The organism is Providencia sp. CIM-Carb-044 (genome assembly GCF_033901115.1).
Taxonomy (GTDB): Bacteria; Pseudomonadota; Gammaproteobacteria; order Enterobacterales; family Enterobacteriaceae; genus Providencia; species Providencia hangzhouensis.
Genome location: NZ_JAXADV010000004.1, coordinates 328800 through 343937 on the forward strand (window position 1 = coordinate 328800; position 15138 = coordinate 343937).

The 15138-nt window shown below is 42.4% G+C and carries 11 protein-coding genes; 7 read left to right on the forward strand and 4 right to left on the reverse strand.

Features of this window, described 5'->3' with window-relative positions; genetic code table 11:
- Nucleotides 1-224 precede the first annotated feature (224 nt).
- Nucleotides 225-1202 carry a phosphoserine phosphatase gene (serB, locus tag SJ312_RS10985; RefSeq protein WP_004905708.1) on the reverse strand — a complete coding sequence of 326 codons (978 nt, stop codon included), beginning with the start codon at nt 1200-1202 and terminating at the stop codon, nt 225-227.
- 315 nt (nt 1203-1517) lie between these two features.
- Here serB and SJ312_RS10990 point away from each other — a divergent pair, with 315 nt between their 5' ends.
- Nucleotides 1518-2291 carry an AhpA/YtjB family protein gene (locus SJ312_RS10990; protein WP_140172065.1) on the forward strand — a complete coding sequence of 258 codons (774 nt, stop codon included), beginning with the start codon at nt 1518-1520 and terminating at the stop codon, nt 2289-2291.
- 26 nt (nt 2292-2317) lie between these two features.
- On the opposite strand, the gene SJ312_RS10995 is transcribed toward SJ312_RS10990, so the two are convergent.
- Nucleotides 2318-3100, reverse strand: a complete 783-nt coding sequence (locus SJ312_RS10995; RefSeq protein ID WP_319867660.1) for a TonB family protein — start codon at nt 3098-3100, stop codon at nt 2318-2320.
- A 179-nt stretch (nt 3101-3279) separates the two neighbouring features.
- On the opposite strand from SJ312_RS10995, the gene SJ312_RS11000 reads away from it, so the two are divergent.
- From SJ312_RS11000 to SJ312_RS11020, 5 genes are all read left to right on the forward strand, one after another.
- On the forward strand, nt 3280-3816 hold the full coding sequence (locus tag SJ312_RS11000; RefSeq protein WP_096864546.1) for an RNA polymerase sigma factor: 537 nt from the start codon (nt 3280-3282) through the stop codon (nt 3814-3816).
- Nucleotides 3816-4802, forward strand: a complete 987-nt coding sequence (locus SJ312_RS11005; protein WP_319867663.1) for a FecR family protein — start codon at nt 3816-3818, stop codon at nt 4800-4802. The genes SJ312_RS11000 and SJ312_RS11005 overlap by 1 nt, the downstream gene beginning before the upstream one ends.
- 117 nt (nt 4803-4919) lie before the next feature.
- Nucleotides 4920-7688: a secretin and TonB N-terminal domain-containing protein gene (locus SJ312_RS11010; protein WP_165879971.1), complete on the forward strand. Its 2769-nt coding sequence runs from the start codon at nt 4920-4922 to the stop codon at nt 7686-7688.
- Nucleotides 7689-7750: 62 nt separating this feature from the next.
- Nucleotides 7751-9457, forward strand: coding sequence for an ABC transporter ATP-binding protein/permease (locus SJ312_RS11015; RefSeq protein ID WP_165879969.1), 1707 nt, complete (start codon nt 7751-7753; stop codon nt 9455-9457).
- A complete protein-coding gene (locus tag SJ312_RS11020) occupies nt 9447-12236 on the forward strand; it encodes an insulinase family protein (RefSeq protein ID WP_319867666.1) in 2790 nt (929 codons plus the stop codon). The genes SJ312_RS11015 and SJ312_RS11020 overlap by 11 nt, the downstream gene beginning before the upstream one ends.
- 72 nt (nt 12237-12308) lie before the next feature.
- On the opposite strand, the gene SJ312_RS11025 is transcribed toward SJ312_RS11020, so the two are convergent.
- The gene (locus SJ312_RS11025; protein WP_319867668.1) at nt 12309-13310 is read right to left on the reverse strand and encodes a hypothetical protein; all 1002 of its coding nucleotides are present in this window, start codon (nt 13308-13310) and stop codon (nt 12309-12311) included.
- A gap of 205 nt (nt 13311-13515) precedes the next feature.
- On the opposite strand from SJ312_RS11025, the gene SJ312_RS11030 reads away from it, so the two are divergent.
- A complete protein-coding gene (locus tag SJ312_RS11030; protein WP_153673314.1) occupies nt 13516-14010 on the forward strand; it encodes a GNAT family N-acetyltransferase in 495 nt (164 codons plus the stop codon).
- 57 nt (nt 14011-14067) lie between these two features.
- Here SJ312_RS11030 and deoD read toward each other — a convergent pair whose 3' ends face one another.
- Complete coding sequence (gene deoD / locus SJ312_RS11035) at nt 14068-14784, reverse strand: purine-nucleoside phosphorylase (RefSeq protein WP_004914779.1); 717 nt, start codon at nt 14782-14784, stop codon at nt 14068-14070.
- Nucleotides 14785-15138 lie beyond the last annotated feature (354 nt).

Consider the following 15138-nt stretch of genomic DNA (forward strand, 5'->3'; position numbering starts at 1 on the left):
GCAAAAGAGGATGTCTTGGGGAGCATACACCAGTATGTGACCCAAGCAGCCGAGTGCAGCCAACACCGCCACAGCACAAACCATAAAATATCGATATCAATATTCAAAATAGTTCGGGTTGTGGCTAGGCGGCAAAAGAGGATGTCTTGGGGAGCATACACCAGTATGTGACCCAAGCAGCCGAGTGCAGCCAACACCGCCACAGCACGAAATATGAAGAATATTTAGCGTTCTTCGTGTTTGAGGCCCCCACTCAACACACACATCACCCCCATCAGATCTGCATGACGAATCGCAACCTTCGCCCTTGCATACACCTTTGGTTTCGCATGATACGCAATACCCAGCCCTGCTTTACGGATCATTTTCAGGTCATTTGCCCCGTCACCGATGGCAACAGTTTGCTCAATGGGAATTTCCAGTTTTTCCGCCAGTTTGATCAAGGTTTGCGCTTTATATTTAGCATCTACAATTGGGCCTTTGACTTTGCCTGTTAACTTACCGTTTTTCACTTCTAGCTGGTTAGCAACTGCAGCCACCAATTTTAGCCGTTGACGTAAATTATCCGCAAAGAAAGTAAAACCGCCGGAGGCTATCGCAATGTGCCAATTCATCGCTTGTAACTTACGCACAAGGTTCGTTAAGCCCGGCATTAAAGGCAATGTTTCCATCACCTGGTCAAGAATAGCGACGTCGGCACCTTCAAGTAAGCTAACGCGTGCTCGTAAACTTTCCGTAAAATCGAGTTCCCCTAGCATGGCTCGCTCGGTCACTTCAGCAACCTGCTCTCCAACCCCTGCTAAGCGAGCAATTTCATCGATACATTCAATTTGAATCGCTGTCGAGTCCATATCCATCAGTAATAGGCCCGGTGAACGCAAACGTGGAATTTGCCCTAATGGCACGACATCTAATAAACATTCGTCAGCGAGTTTTTTAATTCGAGGTGTAATACTCCCAGCGATTCTGACCACTTGGTAGTCATCAATACGCCACGAAGAGACAATTACGATAGCGATCCCTAATCGCTGTTGGAAATTACTGATACGCGCTTTATCTAAGCCGCGGCCATATAATAACCACCCACTGTCCCCAGCACGATAATCCAATGGCATCACTTCTTCACCACTTAATGACAATGGCAACCCTGGCCATTTTTGGATTTCGTCGGGTAGATAACAATAGGTCAAGCTCGTTGACATGAAAATTAGCTCCTGTAATCGATATACTCGTCATACTTCAAGTTGTCTGGTTGTTGACTACGCTCAGCTAGCCGAATCACATACTTATGTATGCTCATCGGACTATCTTCGTTTGTCGCCTACATACAACTCGAATTATTTAGAGTGTAACTTTTTTATAATGATAAGTTGCGAGCAGCCGAACGAAGCCACTATACTAAATTTTAAGGCTTTGTGACCTTATGTATTTACTGTTAAAACTGAAGATAACCCCATATTAGCTAAAGTATAACGGCATCTTTATACTCAAAATAAGTCGAGAGCACCAATAAAGCAATGAAACTTACCTTTAGGCTCCACAAAACAGTCATTATCGTTATCTGCGTTGCGTTGGTAACTTTACTTATGCATGGTATTTCTTATTTAGGAAATAGCCAAAACCAAGGCAGAATTGAGCAATTTAAACAATTGACTTATGTTCTTGCTGAGCAAGTTGCTTTCAGCTTATCTGATTATATTGTTCCCGGCAGTAAAGATTTTAATTTAGAGCGAATTAATGCCAATTTAAATAACGTGGTGAAAGATAGGTATATTTTAGATGCCAGTATCTATACTGCCAGTGGCACACTAATCACTCAAGTCGGTGAGCCGACAACGGTGAAAGAACGGCTGGCCATCGATGACAACTCCTCACTACAAAACTTTCAATACCAGCTTGTCGTTCCCATCCAAGGCACAAAAGAGCCGAAAGGCTATTTGCGTTTAACCATTGATACGGAGCTCCTTGCCGCTGAAATTCAACAAGCGGATAACAGCACCAATGTATTACGAATTTTTATTCTACTTGCCTTATGTATTGGCTTCGTTTTAGCAAATACATTACTGCGTTTAAAGAAAAAGAAAGGCCACAAGCAAGCCCCTCCGCTCGTCGTTAATACAGAGGAAAATCAAGATGATAATGGAGATGACGACAGTAATGAAGATGGCAAGCAAGAGAGCAAAGGAACGCCAGCCGCTAAGCCAGCGCGTTTAAAACGAAAAAAAGAACCTCGTCCTTATCGCCCTAAGCGACCGACCCCAAAAAACAGACCAAATTCACCTGATAAATAGCCCTAAAAAGGGCTATTGAGTTGAATTTAAATAGACGTTGTATCGAATACGATTGGCGCAATAAACTCGACCCGGCCATCGACTAGCAATGTCTCTGGCGGGGTAGGAAAAGGCGCAGCACGTGAAATTGTCGCCAACGCTTCTTTATCCAGTATTTTCGTACCGGATGAATTCAATAAACTGGCGGCAATCACTTCACCCCGACTATTCAAAACCACTTTTATATGAGAGACCCCAGTTGAGCGGTAACGCAACGCTGCACGTGGATAGCGTTTGGTCTTGGCTATCCGCTGATGAACCTCACTTTGCCAGCCTTGGTGCCCACTCACTGCCGCAGACGCATTACTGGAGAAATTCGCACTGCTACTGGATTCACTCCCTGATGCAGGGGCGGAAGTCACCATCGACTCCTGCGTAGTTACAGGTGCTTCGTCGATCACTTTTTTCTCTTGTGGAATTGTCTTTTTTGGTGGTCGTTTTTTCTCACTGACTTTCGTCAATGTGCCATTATCAACGATCGCAGTTTCAGGCAATTTATCTACCTTTTCAACCACTTCAGGCAATGACTCTTCACGCGTCGTCATGTGTTGTTTAGGGGCATGATTGATTTCAGGCTCAGCCTGCTGTTCAAGCTGATAAACACCCAGCTGCAACGAGATTGCTGGTGGTAATACCCCGGTCTTAGGAATTGAAGAGGTAAACCATCCAATAAAAATGATTGCCAGTGTTCCATGGAAAAGACAACTTAAAACCAAACCGCCTAGTGGACGGAAAATCGGGCGCTCTAACTGGCCCGTCATACTGCTCATATTCTGCCTCACGACTTTATTTTTTGCAGATTATAGGCATAATACAAACAAAAATGATATTCATTATTATTAGTAAAAACACAATTATTAAAATAAATTATTGATTTAAATAATAAAGTAATCTGAGCAGATTATTAATCAGCACAACTGTGCTCTTTTATGACATTAACACCAGTAAAATGACTATTGATAAATCTCTTGCCCGTAAAATTAGCGGTGCGTATCAGTCAACATATAGCCAACTTGTGCGCTTTTTCCGCAATCGGCTAGATAACAGCAACGATGCTGATGATTTATCACAGGATGTGTTTACACTATGGCTAAACCGTAAAGAACAAACGCCTGTAAAAGAGAGCCGCGCTTATCTGTTTAAAATTGCGAATCATGTTTTGATTGACCATTGGCGACGTAACCAGCGCCAAACTAAATCAGAGACATCCATTGATGATGTTACTCATGAGCCACATTTTGAACAGAGCCAAGCTGACCCCAGTGAAATCTTGGAACATCAGCAACGCATCCAACGGCTAAGCGAAGCGCTTGAAACGTTACCACCCCGTCGACGAGAAGCATTTTTGCTCTATCGTTTTGATGGCTTATCTCAAAGTGAGATTGCTGAACGAATGGAAATTTCAATCAGTATGGTGGAAAAACATATTGCGGCGGCGCTTGTTCACTGTAAAAAACACCTTGATAATCAGGGCAATAATTCGTAATGACACACGACTCTTTGCAAACATCAGATGATGAAAGCCGCATTGATGAAGAAGCCGCGCTGTGGTTTACCCGCATGCACAGCCAACGTATCAGCGCCCTTGAAACAGAGCAATTCAAACAATGGATTGCTGCATCACCTGAACATGCAAAAGCGTATGATGCCATTGCTGGACTATGGCGCGATTTTGATGGTATGCCGCGCCCTGCTAGCACAATACTTCCCAAGGAAAAACGCCCTTTTTTTCGCTTATGGCGCCCTTTGGGCAATACCTTAGCAGCATTTTTTATTGCGGCTATTTTGTTTTTGCCATACAGCCACTTACCTTCGATGTTGCTCAATAATATGACCTTAGTGGCAACGGATACGCCTAAAGAAGTTACTTTACCTGATGGTTCCCAGCTGTTTCTTAACCGCAATACCCGGATTCATGTTGCCTATGAAACTCCAGTACGTAACCTGTATCTGGAACAGGGAAATGTTTATTTTAAAGTCAAATCCAACCCCTATCGGCCTTTTATAATTCAAGCTGATAACCGGCGTATTCAAGTGGTGGGAACAGAATTTGAAGTGAACAAAGTCGCTCAGCAAGTTGCCGTTAATGTCAGCCAGGGCATTGTCAGTTTTGAAGATGCAGCAAGCAAACAGCCGGTTTTTCTACTTGCCGGTGACCGTGCGGTTAGCCAATCACCAAGTAGCCCAATCGCCCGCCAACAAATCAACCCGCTAGATGTGGCTCGTTGGCGTTTTGGTGAATTAATTTTTGTCGATAAACCACTTTCAGAAGTCCTCGATGAACTTAAAAACTACTCGTCGATAAATATTGAGCTTTCTCCCGCTCAATTAGCGAAGAGTAAAATCTCAGGTCGCATCAATACCCACCAGCCAGAACCGTTTTTTCAGGCACTTCCTTCGTTACTTCCCGTACAGGTTGTCTACCGAGACAAAAATAACATATTGATTATCCAAAATAAAAAAAATAAATAAAAAATATTTTCATTTGCAGGTGAGGATAATTCTCATTTAACCCTCTTCTTAACTAGTCATCATTTTGCTGACCTATTGTCGCACACTTTTTGTGCAGCTTAAGAATAAGGGATAACCATGTCTATTCAGTTTACTCAAAGCCGATTAAGGCCGCTCGCCCTTGCTGTGGCGGCCAGTAGTGCCATTATTTGTCAAAATGCCTTCGCGCAAGAAATGAATTTTTCATTACCAGAACAATCACTTGCTACCTCTGTGGCTGAAATTAGCCGCCAAGGGCAAATCCAATTGATCTATGATAAAGGCCAGTTAAATGGCTTACGCGCACCTGCCTTGTCTGGCAACTACTCCGCACAAACCGCATTACAAAAAATACTTATCGGTAGCGGCTTAGAGTTAGTCAATGAAAATGGTGTTTTCGTTATTCGTCAGCAAAATTTAAGCCAAGGCACATTGGTATTACCGGAAACTCAAGTATCTGGAGTTGTTCAGAACCACCCCGCGACAGATGTGATGTCCGCACCACAATACGTGACTTCTGAAGAGATTAGCCAGAAAAATACCGGTGATGGCAATATCACCGATTTAATGAAGACTAACCCTGCTGTCCAATTTGCTAACAATGACAGTAACTCGATGAACCAAGGGGAAATCAAGCCTTCCCGCATCTCAATCCACGGTTCAAGCAGCTACCAAAATGCTTATCGCCTTGATGGAGTGAGCTTTAACAACGATTTTGACCCCGCAGACAGTGGTCTCGGTGAAACAGCTACCCGCCTGAGCAGTAGCGACCAAGGGATCTACATAGACAGCCGTCTGATCGACAGCATGACAGTGTATGACAATAATATTCCTGTCGAATTTGGTGGATTTACAGGGGGCACAGTTGAGGTGAACAGCCGCCGCTGGCAAGGGGAAAATAGTGCTCACGCCTATTACCGCTTAACCCGCTCTGGTTGGAATAATTTGTTCCACGATTCATCTCAAGGGATTGATACTACCAAAAATGATACGGCAAATCCTGCTCGTTTCCAAAACCGCTATGATAAAAATGACTTTGGTGGCTGGTTTGAATTAGGAGTGAGTGAAAATTCAGGATTAGTTTTCTCCGCTTCACGTCGTAGTTCGACTATTCCGATGACAGTCACGGGGGGTGAAGCCTTTGTGCTGGAAAATAACCAAGTCGAGCCTATTTTTTCTGATTCAGGTAAAAAAAATCAGCGTCGTACTTCAGATAATTACTTTTTAAAGTATTCACTGGATTTATCCGATAAAAGTTCATTAGATTTATCTGCTAATTACGCCTCTTACGATAGCCGCTTATTTTCTTCGTCTGTCAGCAATTCTGGCTATGATTCAACCCATGATGGATTAGGTTTTACCGCTGTATTTAAACATCAGTTGGATTTAGGCCAATTTGAAATCACTGCTAATACACAAGACTTAAAAGATAACCGTAATAACGACCAGAAATACTCCCTAACGATCAGAGCATTCGACGACAATTGGAATATGATTGAACGCAATAGCGGAGGTCTTGGCGACTTAGAATCTAAACAGAAAACTCATGGACTAAAAACCGTGATGCGTTTTAATTCCCAAGAGGATGCACTTGGATTAACACACCAACCCACACTCGGCGCTGAGGTAAATTACACCAAAGGAACCTACGTTCGTGATCAAGACTATTTCCGTTACACCTACACTGGCGACATCATTGATAATGACTTATACGATGGTTACTTAAGTAATGTCACTCGGTTTAAAAAAGGCTCATATTCTGCGGATTATACCAATTACGCCATCTTCCTTGATGATAGCATTCAATATGGCAAATTAAATTTGCGCCCAGGGGTGCGTTTGGATCGCGATGATTTTGTCAATCGTACCAATATCGCCCCTCGTTTAAGTGGATCTTATGATGTCTTCGGTGATGGCACAACTCAATTGATAGCAGGGGCTAACCGTTATTATGGACGTTCAATGCTCACTTATGCGTTATACGGTGCACAAAATGACGGGATGCAAAATTGCTTGGGCTATGGCAAAGATTTCGCATGTTCGCTTAACCCTGACAATAACGATTGGGATAATAAAAAAGATTATGAGGGTATTGATTCACTAAAAACTCCATATAACGATGAGCTCACCTTAGCATTGCAACAAGAGATCCTTTCGACTACGTGGCGCTTGCAATACGTACACCGTGAAGGGTATGACGAAGTCAGAACTCGCACCAAATATGACACCCGCGATGCCGACAAACGCAGTATTCGCATGTATGACAATGGGGGTCGTAGTTCACATGATACAGTCACTTTATCCGTGAAAAATAGCCAACCATGGGAATGGGCAGAGGCTTCTCATGTTATGAATGCGTCTTTTACATGGCAACAAACAGAAAGTAATACACCAAAAGATTCAGGCTATAACTCTTTCGATCCCGCCAATAAAGTGAACCTGAATAAAGTCTGGTATGACGGTAAAGTTATAGATGCCTCAAAACTGCCTTCAACCAGCTTTAATTCACCCATCAAGTTAAACCTCGAACTAACCAGTGTCTGGGATGAATACGATGTTACTTGGTATAACCGTCTTCAATGGTGGGGGGCCCGCAGCCAAGCCGTTCGTTATGACAACTCTTATTATAGCGACCCTGAAGTGGGCCAACTACGCAAATATACCAAGCAAAACTTTGCCAGCAAATACACATGGGATACCCGCCTCGGCTGGAAACCCGACTTTGCCCATGGCTTCGGTTTCTCGGTTGAAGTGAACAACATATTGAATAATAAAAATATTGCGGACCGCTTTATGTTCGAAGACCGCGTACTGAAGTCCTACGATCCGGGCCGTCAGTTCTGGTTACAAGTCAATTACGACCTGTAATTCCCAGCAATGTGAGCAATAAAACTCGTTAAACAATTAAAACAACAAATGAATAAAACGTCATGAAGACACTGAAACAATTTTTCTATTTAGTAAAACCTTTTTGGGGGCAGCGTGCTGCCCTTTTGTGCTGGATACTGCTGTTTGCCTCACTCGGGCTCACCTTGTCCTCGGTGTGGTTCAACGTCAAAATGAACATGTGGAACGGCGACTTTTATAACGCCCTACAAAAACTCGACGGCCAAGCCCTATATGGACTGTTGCAGTACTTTGTGATCTTAGTTAGTGGGCTGATTTTTGTCGTCGTTATGGGTAATTACCTAAAACAAATGCTGATTATCCGCTGGCGCAAAGGCATGACTGAGCAAGTACTTAGCCGTTGGTTATCCCCCAACAGTAAACATTACCTGTTAAGGCTGACATCACAAGAACCGGATAACCCAGACCAACGTATCGCTGAAGATATCCGTTTACTGATTGAATCAACATTAAATTTAGTGGTGACATTCCTTCACTCAATGCTAACGCTGATTTCATTTGCCGCCATTCTTTGGACGCTTTCCGGTAGCCTGTTGTTTAATTTTGCCGATAGCGACTGGACCATACCCGGCTATATGTTCTGGGCCTGTATCATTTACACCTTGATTGGTATCGCCCTCACCCAATGGATAGGTTTTCCACTACGTCGCTTGCATATGGATAAACAGCGCCGCGAAGCGGATTACCGTAGCTCATTAATTAATTGCCGCCAACACGGTGATGCCATCGCAGGGCAGCGTGGTGAAACTCAAGATAGAAAAGAACTGATGGGGCGCTTTGGTGAAATTATTAGCAACTGGAACCGCTTGATCCGTTGTGAGCGGAACCTCTCTTTCTACACAGTGGGTTACCAACAAGTTACCGCCTTAGCGCCTGTATTACTCGCATTACCTAAATTCCTTGCGGGTGAAATCATGTTAGGTGGCTTAATGCAATTGCGCCAAGCCTTTACCAGTGTTGCGACTTCTCTTGGTTGGTTTATTTTTGCCTATAAAGAAATCGCCGCATGGCAAGCCACAGTCTCCCGTTTATACAACTTTGTGGTTTTATTGGAAAACGATAACAAAGCGGTGGTTACTATCGACGAAAAATCGCCACCTCTGATCGCTAAATTATCCGTTTCTACCGCAGACAACCGCTGCTTAATTAATTCCGTGAATATAACCGCCAAACAAGGCGAATTAACCTTGATTCGTGGCCGTTCTGGCATTGGAAAATCCACCTTATTACGCACGCTAAGTGGGCATTGGCCTTTCTTCAACGGTACTATTAGCCGAACAGAAAAAGTTATGTGGATCCCACAGCGCCTCTATTTACCAATCAGTCGGCTTGATAGCTTATTGGCTTATCCCAAAGCGGCATCCCAATTTAGCCAGCAAGATTTTCAATATGCATTGATGTTAGTCGGTTTAGAAAAACTGCATCATCAATTAGCACTCGAAACCGATTGGAACAACCGCTTATCTGGTGGAGAACAGCAGCGCATTATGTTTGCGCGTTTATTGCTCAATAGACCCAAACTGCTTTTATTGGATGAAACCACCTCCGCCCTCGATGAAAACAGTGCATTAGAACTCCTCGCTCTATTGAAAGCTGAGTTACATGACAGCGCCATTGTTTTGGTTAGCCATCAGAGCTTCGTTGCTCAATTTGCGGAACAACAAATATCGCTCGTGGAGCCTACGAGTGAAAAATTCTTAAATACAGGAACGCCTGAATATGCTTCATAAAATTACCTTCGCCACATTGATAAGCATTCTGCTCGGTGGCTGCGCAGGCAGTACATCGGTGAGCCAAAATTCAACCTCACTGTTACCTGTGCGCGGTGACCTTCAACACTATCAACTCGACAATGGGCTACAAGTTTACCTTCTGCAACGTAATCACCCCGGAGTTGAACTGCGTTTATTGGTCAGTAGCGGTTCATTACAAGAAAATGAACAGCAGCTTGGCCTCGCACACTTTACTGAACATATGGCGTTTAAAGGCACCAAACATTTTCCGGGAACCACGGGGTTCAAACAACTGGAACACCAAGGGCTTAAACTCGGTAGCCATGTGAATGCGATCACCAGTTTAAATTCCACACTATATAAATTGTCACTCCCCGAAGCCACGACCGCACAAGTCGCCACAGGCTTACAAGTGATGGCCGATTGGGCGTCAAATATGACCTTTGACCAAGAAGCCTTTGAAAAAGAGCGCCCTGTAATTGTCGAAGAGTGGCGCTTACGCCAAGGGATGGGCTATCGCATCAATGACAGCTTAGAAAAATTACGCTACCACGGTAGCCGTTACGTCGATCGCAACCCAATTGGCTCATTAGATGTGGTACGCAATGCTCCGATTGAGCAAGCGAAAGACTATTATCAAACATGGTATCAGCCTCAGCGAATGTCACTATTAATTATTGGTGATTTCAATAGTTCCTCAGTACGTAATCAGGTTGATAATTTATTTGCGCTCCCTAAACCCGAAAAAGTGGCAGAAGATAACCCACAATGGAAACAATTTGCCCATTCAACCAATATGTTAGTGCAAGGTGTGTTTGATAAAGAGCAAGGGGCGCGTTATGTGCAATTTGCTTTACAAAAAGATGTTAGCGCACCGCTAAATACCCGCTTAGGGCAAACTGAAGACCTACTCGATAACCTGTGGCTGGCTATTTTAAACCAACGTTTCTCCGTTATGGTGGATAACGGCATTTTGCCGTCGATTAGCATCAATGAACAAGGGGCAATGTTAGATAACCAGCGCTTACAACAGTTGATGATCATCCACCCGAAAGGTAATGATTACCAAGGTGCAACTGAGATTTTATTTACAGAATTACAACGCCTTGCTACTGAGCCGGTTACCCAAGAAGAACTTGATTCTGCAAAGCAAGCGATGTTGAAAAAATTCAGCCTGCAAGCCGCTTCAGAGCAACGTTATAGTAATGAATATTTAGCAGGGCAACTGACGACGGCGCTTGAATACGACATGCCAATGTGGAATAAGCGCCAACAGTTAGATAACAGCTACCAGTTAATGAAATCCGTTAAGCCGCAGGACTTACAACAGCATGTCGCTAAATTCCTACAAACCGCTTCCCCGCGTTTAGCATTAATTGGGCCTGATACTGATGCCCCTACTATTGATAAATCGGCATTTAATCAGCAATGGCTTAAAATACGCCAAAGCACACCTGGGCCATTTACGCTGCGCTCCAAAGCCATTCAACTGCAATTACCCCAATCCATAAAAGGCAGTATTGTTGATCAATCTAAGCTGCCCGTTGAAAAAACGGAACATTGGACTTTGAGTAATGGCATTCAGGTAATTGTTAAAACAGATAAAAACCTGAAAGATGATATTCAATTTAACTTGCAATTACCGGGTGGCCGTTCGTTAGAAACACAACAAACGGCAGGTTTAACGGATTGGGCGTTGAAACTTCCTGAAAGCAGCGGTTATGGAAATTACAGTGCGCGTGATCTGGCTTTACTGGCAAAGCAAAACCAAATTAGCGTTCGCCCATACAGTGAATTGCTGACACATGGTTTTCGCGGAAAAGCCCCTGTCGATAACCTCGAAACGGCGCTACAGTTACTCAACTTAAAACTTACCGCTCCGCAATTTAGTGGTGAAAAATTAGAGCAACAAAAACAATCCTTTGCTTTAAATTTAGCCAAAACCCCCGTAGAACGCACTTTCCTTGATAATATTAATCGGGAAAGCTATACCCATGGTGAATTTTTGGTGATTAACCCACAGGGTAGCTGGCAGCAATTTACGGCTCAGCAGTTGCAGCAAGCTAACCGCCAATTACTCACCTCAACAGCAGATATGACACTGGTCATTACAGGTGCAATGAATAGCCGTGAGCTAAAACCATTGTTAGAGCAATGGGTTGCATCATTACCACAAAGTAACCAAAAACTGGTATCTCGCGACCAAGGGATCATGCCAAAAATGGCGAGTTTTAATAAAACCTATCCTATCAGCAGCAGTGATAAAAGCATGGTGAGTATTCAATTCGCATCACCCGCTGTGTGGAACCAACAAGACAGCTTAGCGATTCAATTAATTGATACCATTGTTAGCCAACGCTTACGTGGTGAACTACGTGAGAAAGCCAGTGGTATTTATGCACTGGGCTTTTCTCAGATGCTCGCAAAAAAACCCCAGCCGTACTACCTCGCTCGCTTGAATTTCACCACCTCACCTGAACGTGCTGAAGAAATGACGCAAATCGCCCAAAAAACAATAGGTCAAATTCGTCAAACGGGTGTAAGTGAAAAAGAGCTAACCGAAGCAAAAAATATTTGGCTCACTGAAAATTCACAAGTCACTGATAGCTCAAGCTACTGGACTGAAGCGCTGGCGCAGATTGCCAGCGATGATGGGCAATACCAGCGTTTAAACCAAGAACAAGATATTATTCGCCAACTCACGGTTGAGGATATTAACCGTTTAGCACATCAATATTTAGGGCAGAATTCAAAAGTGTTTATGATGACGCCTTGATTACTAAATTAAGGCTAGAAAGCCAACACTATATTGTTGGCTTTTTCTATCCTGCACTATCATTATTGCTATTCAAAAACGAAAGAATTTTTTTATCTCTAAATAAACCTCTCTTGTTTTTTTTATAAAGAAAAATAATTTCCATTCAATAGCATTTAATAATCGCTCCCGTAAGCTTTTAGGTTTAATCTTGGCATCATCGTATATATGGACAGGATTGACCATTTCAGTCTCTATTTTTATGCAATCACCAAGATTACTCTTAATTCTATCCAGCGTTATCTGTGATAAGATATCAAATGCATATTTGAATAGCGCATTTAGTTTCTTAATAAATACCTCTGGCGTCTCATTTCCCTTCAATTTTAAAATATTATCTTTAAAGTGAATAAATAGCTCATCGGGAACATCCTTTAATCTACTCATTTCAGAAATGGTTTCAGTTAATTCCCTATATAACTTATCAGCAACATCCATCGGTTCTGGTATTGTTATAGTTGCTTGTGATGGTAGCGGAGGAAAAAATTCTAAATTAGTACGTTGCGTATCTTTAGCTATCCCCATTGGTTCTTCTAAATAGTTAACAATAAATTCATTTGTAACATATTCTTTACCTAAAAAAAGCTCATAAAAATCATAAAGTTTAATAACAATGTCATCCGATGATTTCATTTTGCTAATTATTTCTTTAATTAAATCAACATCTCTCTCATCTACTTTATTATTTTTCAATAAGCTATAGAAGCTTTCTTCCATTTCATAGGGAATGGCAATCGCTTCCATTAATGGTGGCCATTCCGGCTTCTCAATGACTCTTATTCTATATTCATTTCTTTCAAGTCCAGCTTCGATTCGATTACTATCTTTAAATACATTGTGAAGAGGAATATCTGCATGTTTAATATCATCAATATTATTCTTCCCTCTTAGATTTATAGGTGATGATTTTGGAGTCTGCTTAATATTTTTTATTTGTTTAGTAACATATTTTTTAATTTTTTTTGGAGCACTCTTTATTTGAACTTTGGTCATTATAAAACTAGTGAATTTTTTTTTGCTCATTGATACAATCATAATAATTCCTCTGAATAAATTACTGAACGCTATATAGCCAAAATCGTATATCTATTTATTATGTTGTGATATCAGATAGCGATTTTGTCTAATTTCAGTCACTCAATTTGTAATGCCTTTCATGACGTTTATGACTATCGATTGACAGGTTATCGTTTTAATGTGATTAATATTCTTATAATAAATAACGACAAAGAGATTCGATATGAACAACGTAACCATCCGCAGAGCAACGCTGGACGATGTGCCTGCAATCACCCAAATGCACGCTGACTATTCTGCGTATGCCAACACCTTACAACTGCCATACCCAACAGAAAAAACATGGGAAGCCCGTCTTGGTACTAATGACCCACTCGTCACTCAATTTGTTGCCACCATTGGTGAGGAAGTTGTGGGTTTGCTAGTGATCAACCAACCGAGCCAAGTGCGCCGTCGCCATGTTGCGACTTTCGGCATTACCGTCAGTGAAGCTCACCAAGGCAAAGGTATTGGCTCACAACTGATGCAAGTGATGGTGGATTACTGCGATAACTGGTTGAATGTCCATCGCATTGAATTGGAAGTGTTTGCAGCAAATGGCAATGGTGTTGGACTATATGAAAAGTTTGGATTTGAACTAGAAGGCCGCATGAGAGATTATGCATTTCGTGATGGGCAATATGTCGATGCCGTCATGATGAGTCGGATAAAAAAATAGCCATTAAAAATGCCACACAATAGGTGGCATTTAGCGCATCATGAAAACGTCTAAGAACTATTTGTCGCCTAACAGCACTGAATCCAGTGCAATCTCAATCATTTCATTGAACGTGGTTTGACGTTCTTCTGACGTTGTTTGTTCGCCAGTTTTGATATGGTCAGAAACGGTACAAATCGTTAACGCACGTGCGCCAAACTCCGCGGCAACACCATAGATACCCGCGGCTTCCATTTCAACGCCCAGGATGCCGTATTTTTCCATCACTTTGAACATATCAGGATCTGGTGAGTAGAATAGGTCTGCTGAGAATAGGTTACCCACACGTACATTCACGTTTCTTGCTTTTGCTGCTTCAACTGCATTATGAACTAAGTCATAGTCTGCGATCGCTGCAAAATCATTTTCTTTGAAACGTTGACGGTTAACGCGCGAATCAGTACAGGCACCCATACCGATAACGACATCACGTAATTTTACGTCATCCATTACTGCGCCACATGAACCAACACGAATAATCACTTTCACACCAAAATCAGTGATCAGTTCTTTCGCGTAAATGGAGCATGAAGGGATCCCCATACCGTGGCCCATTACAGAAATTTTACGGCCTTTATAAGTCCCTGTAAAACCTAACATGCCACGCACATTATTGACTTGACGAACATCCTGAAGGAAAGTTTCAGCGATGTATTTTGCACGTAATGGGTCGCCTGGCATCAGAACGACATCAGCGAAATCACCCATTTCTGCATTAATATGTGGAGTTGCCATGATTATTTCCCTTTAAACTATTAAATATTTTCAAATGAATAAGGTGGCTTCCCACCTTATTATTAATAATCTGTATCTTACTGGCCTAAGCAATTTGAATCGCAGCCAACGAACTACAGCTAGCTTATTACCCTTCAATAGCTCGCTCACTACCTTTCATACTTACCTATTACCCTAAATAATTTGAGTTGTAGCTAGGCGGCAAAGAAAATCATCCCTATGAGCATACATCAGTATGTGATTAGAGGGATTTTATGCAGCCAACACCACTACAGCCCAAAGTATGACGACAAAGCCTTGCCCATTACCTTTAATTCCCCGCCATTACCCTAAATAATTTGAGTTGTAGCTAGG

Bases quoted from the DNA above. Each gene is read 5' to 3' on its own strand.
- serB (WP_004905708.1), bottom strand. From the start codon at position 1,202: ATGTCAACGAGCTTGACCTATTGTTATCTACCCGACGAAATCCAAAAA.
- SJ312_RS10990 (WP_140172065.1), top strand. From the start codon at position 1,518: ATGAAACTTACCTTTAGGCTCCACAAAACAGTCATTATCGTTATCTGC.
- SJ312_RS10995 (WP_319867660.1), bottom strand. From the start codon at position 3,100: ATGAGCAGTATGACGGGCCAGTTAGAGCGCCCGATTTTCCGTCCACTA.
- SJ312_RS11000 (WP_096864546.1), top strand. From the start codon at position 3,280: ATGACTATTGATAAATCTCTTGCCCGTAAAATTAGCGGTGCGTATCAG.
- SJ312_RS11005 (WP_319867663.1), top strand. From the start codon at position 3,816: ATGACACACGACTCTTTGCAAACATCAGATGATGAAAGCCGCATTGAT.
- SJ312_RS11010 (WP_165879971.1), top strand. From the start codon at position 4,920: ATGTCTATTCAGTTTACTCAAAGCCGATTAAGGCCGCTCGCCCTTGCT.
- SJ312_RS11015 (WP_165879969.1), top strand. From the start codon at position 7,751: ATGAAGACACTGAAACAATTTTTCTATTTAGTAAAACCTTTTTGGGGG.
- SJ312_RS11020 (WP_319867666.1), top strand. From the start codon at position 9,447: ATGCTTCATAAAATTACCTTCGCCACATTGATAAGCATTCTGCTCGGT.
- SJ312_RS11025 (WP_319867668.1), bottom strand. From the start codon at position 13,310: ATGATTGTATCAATGAGCAAAAAAAAATTCACTAGTTTTATAATGACC.
- SJ312_RS11030 (WP_153673314.1), top strand. From the start codon at position 13,516: ATGAACAACGTAACCATCCGCAGAGCAACGCTGGACGATGTGCCTGCA.
- deoD (WP_004914779.1), bottom strand. From the start codon at position 14,784: ATGGCAACTCCACATATTAATGCAGAAATGGGTGATTTCGCTGATGTC.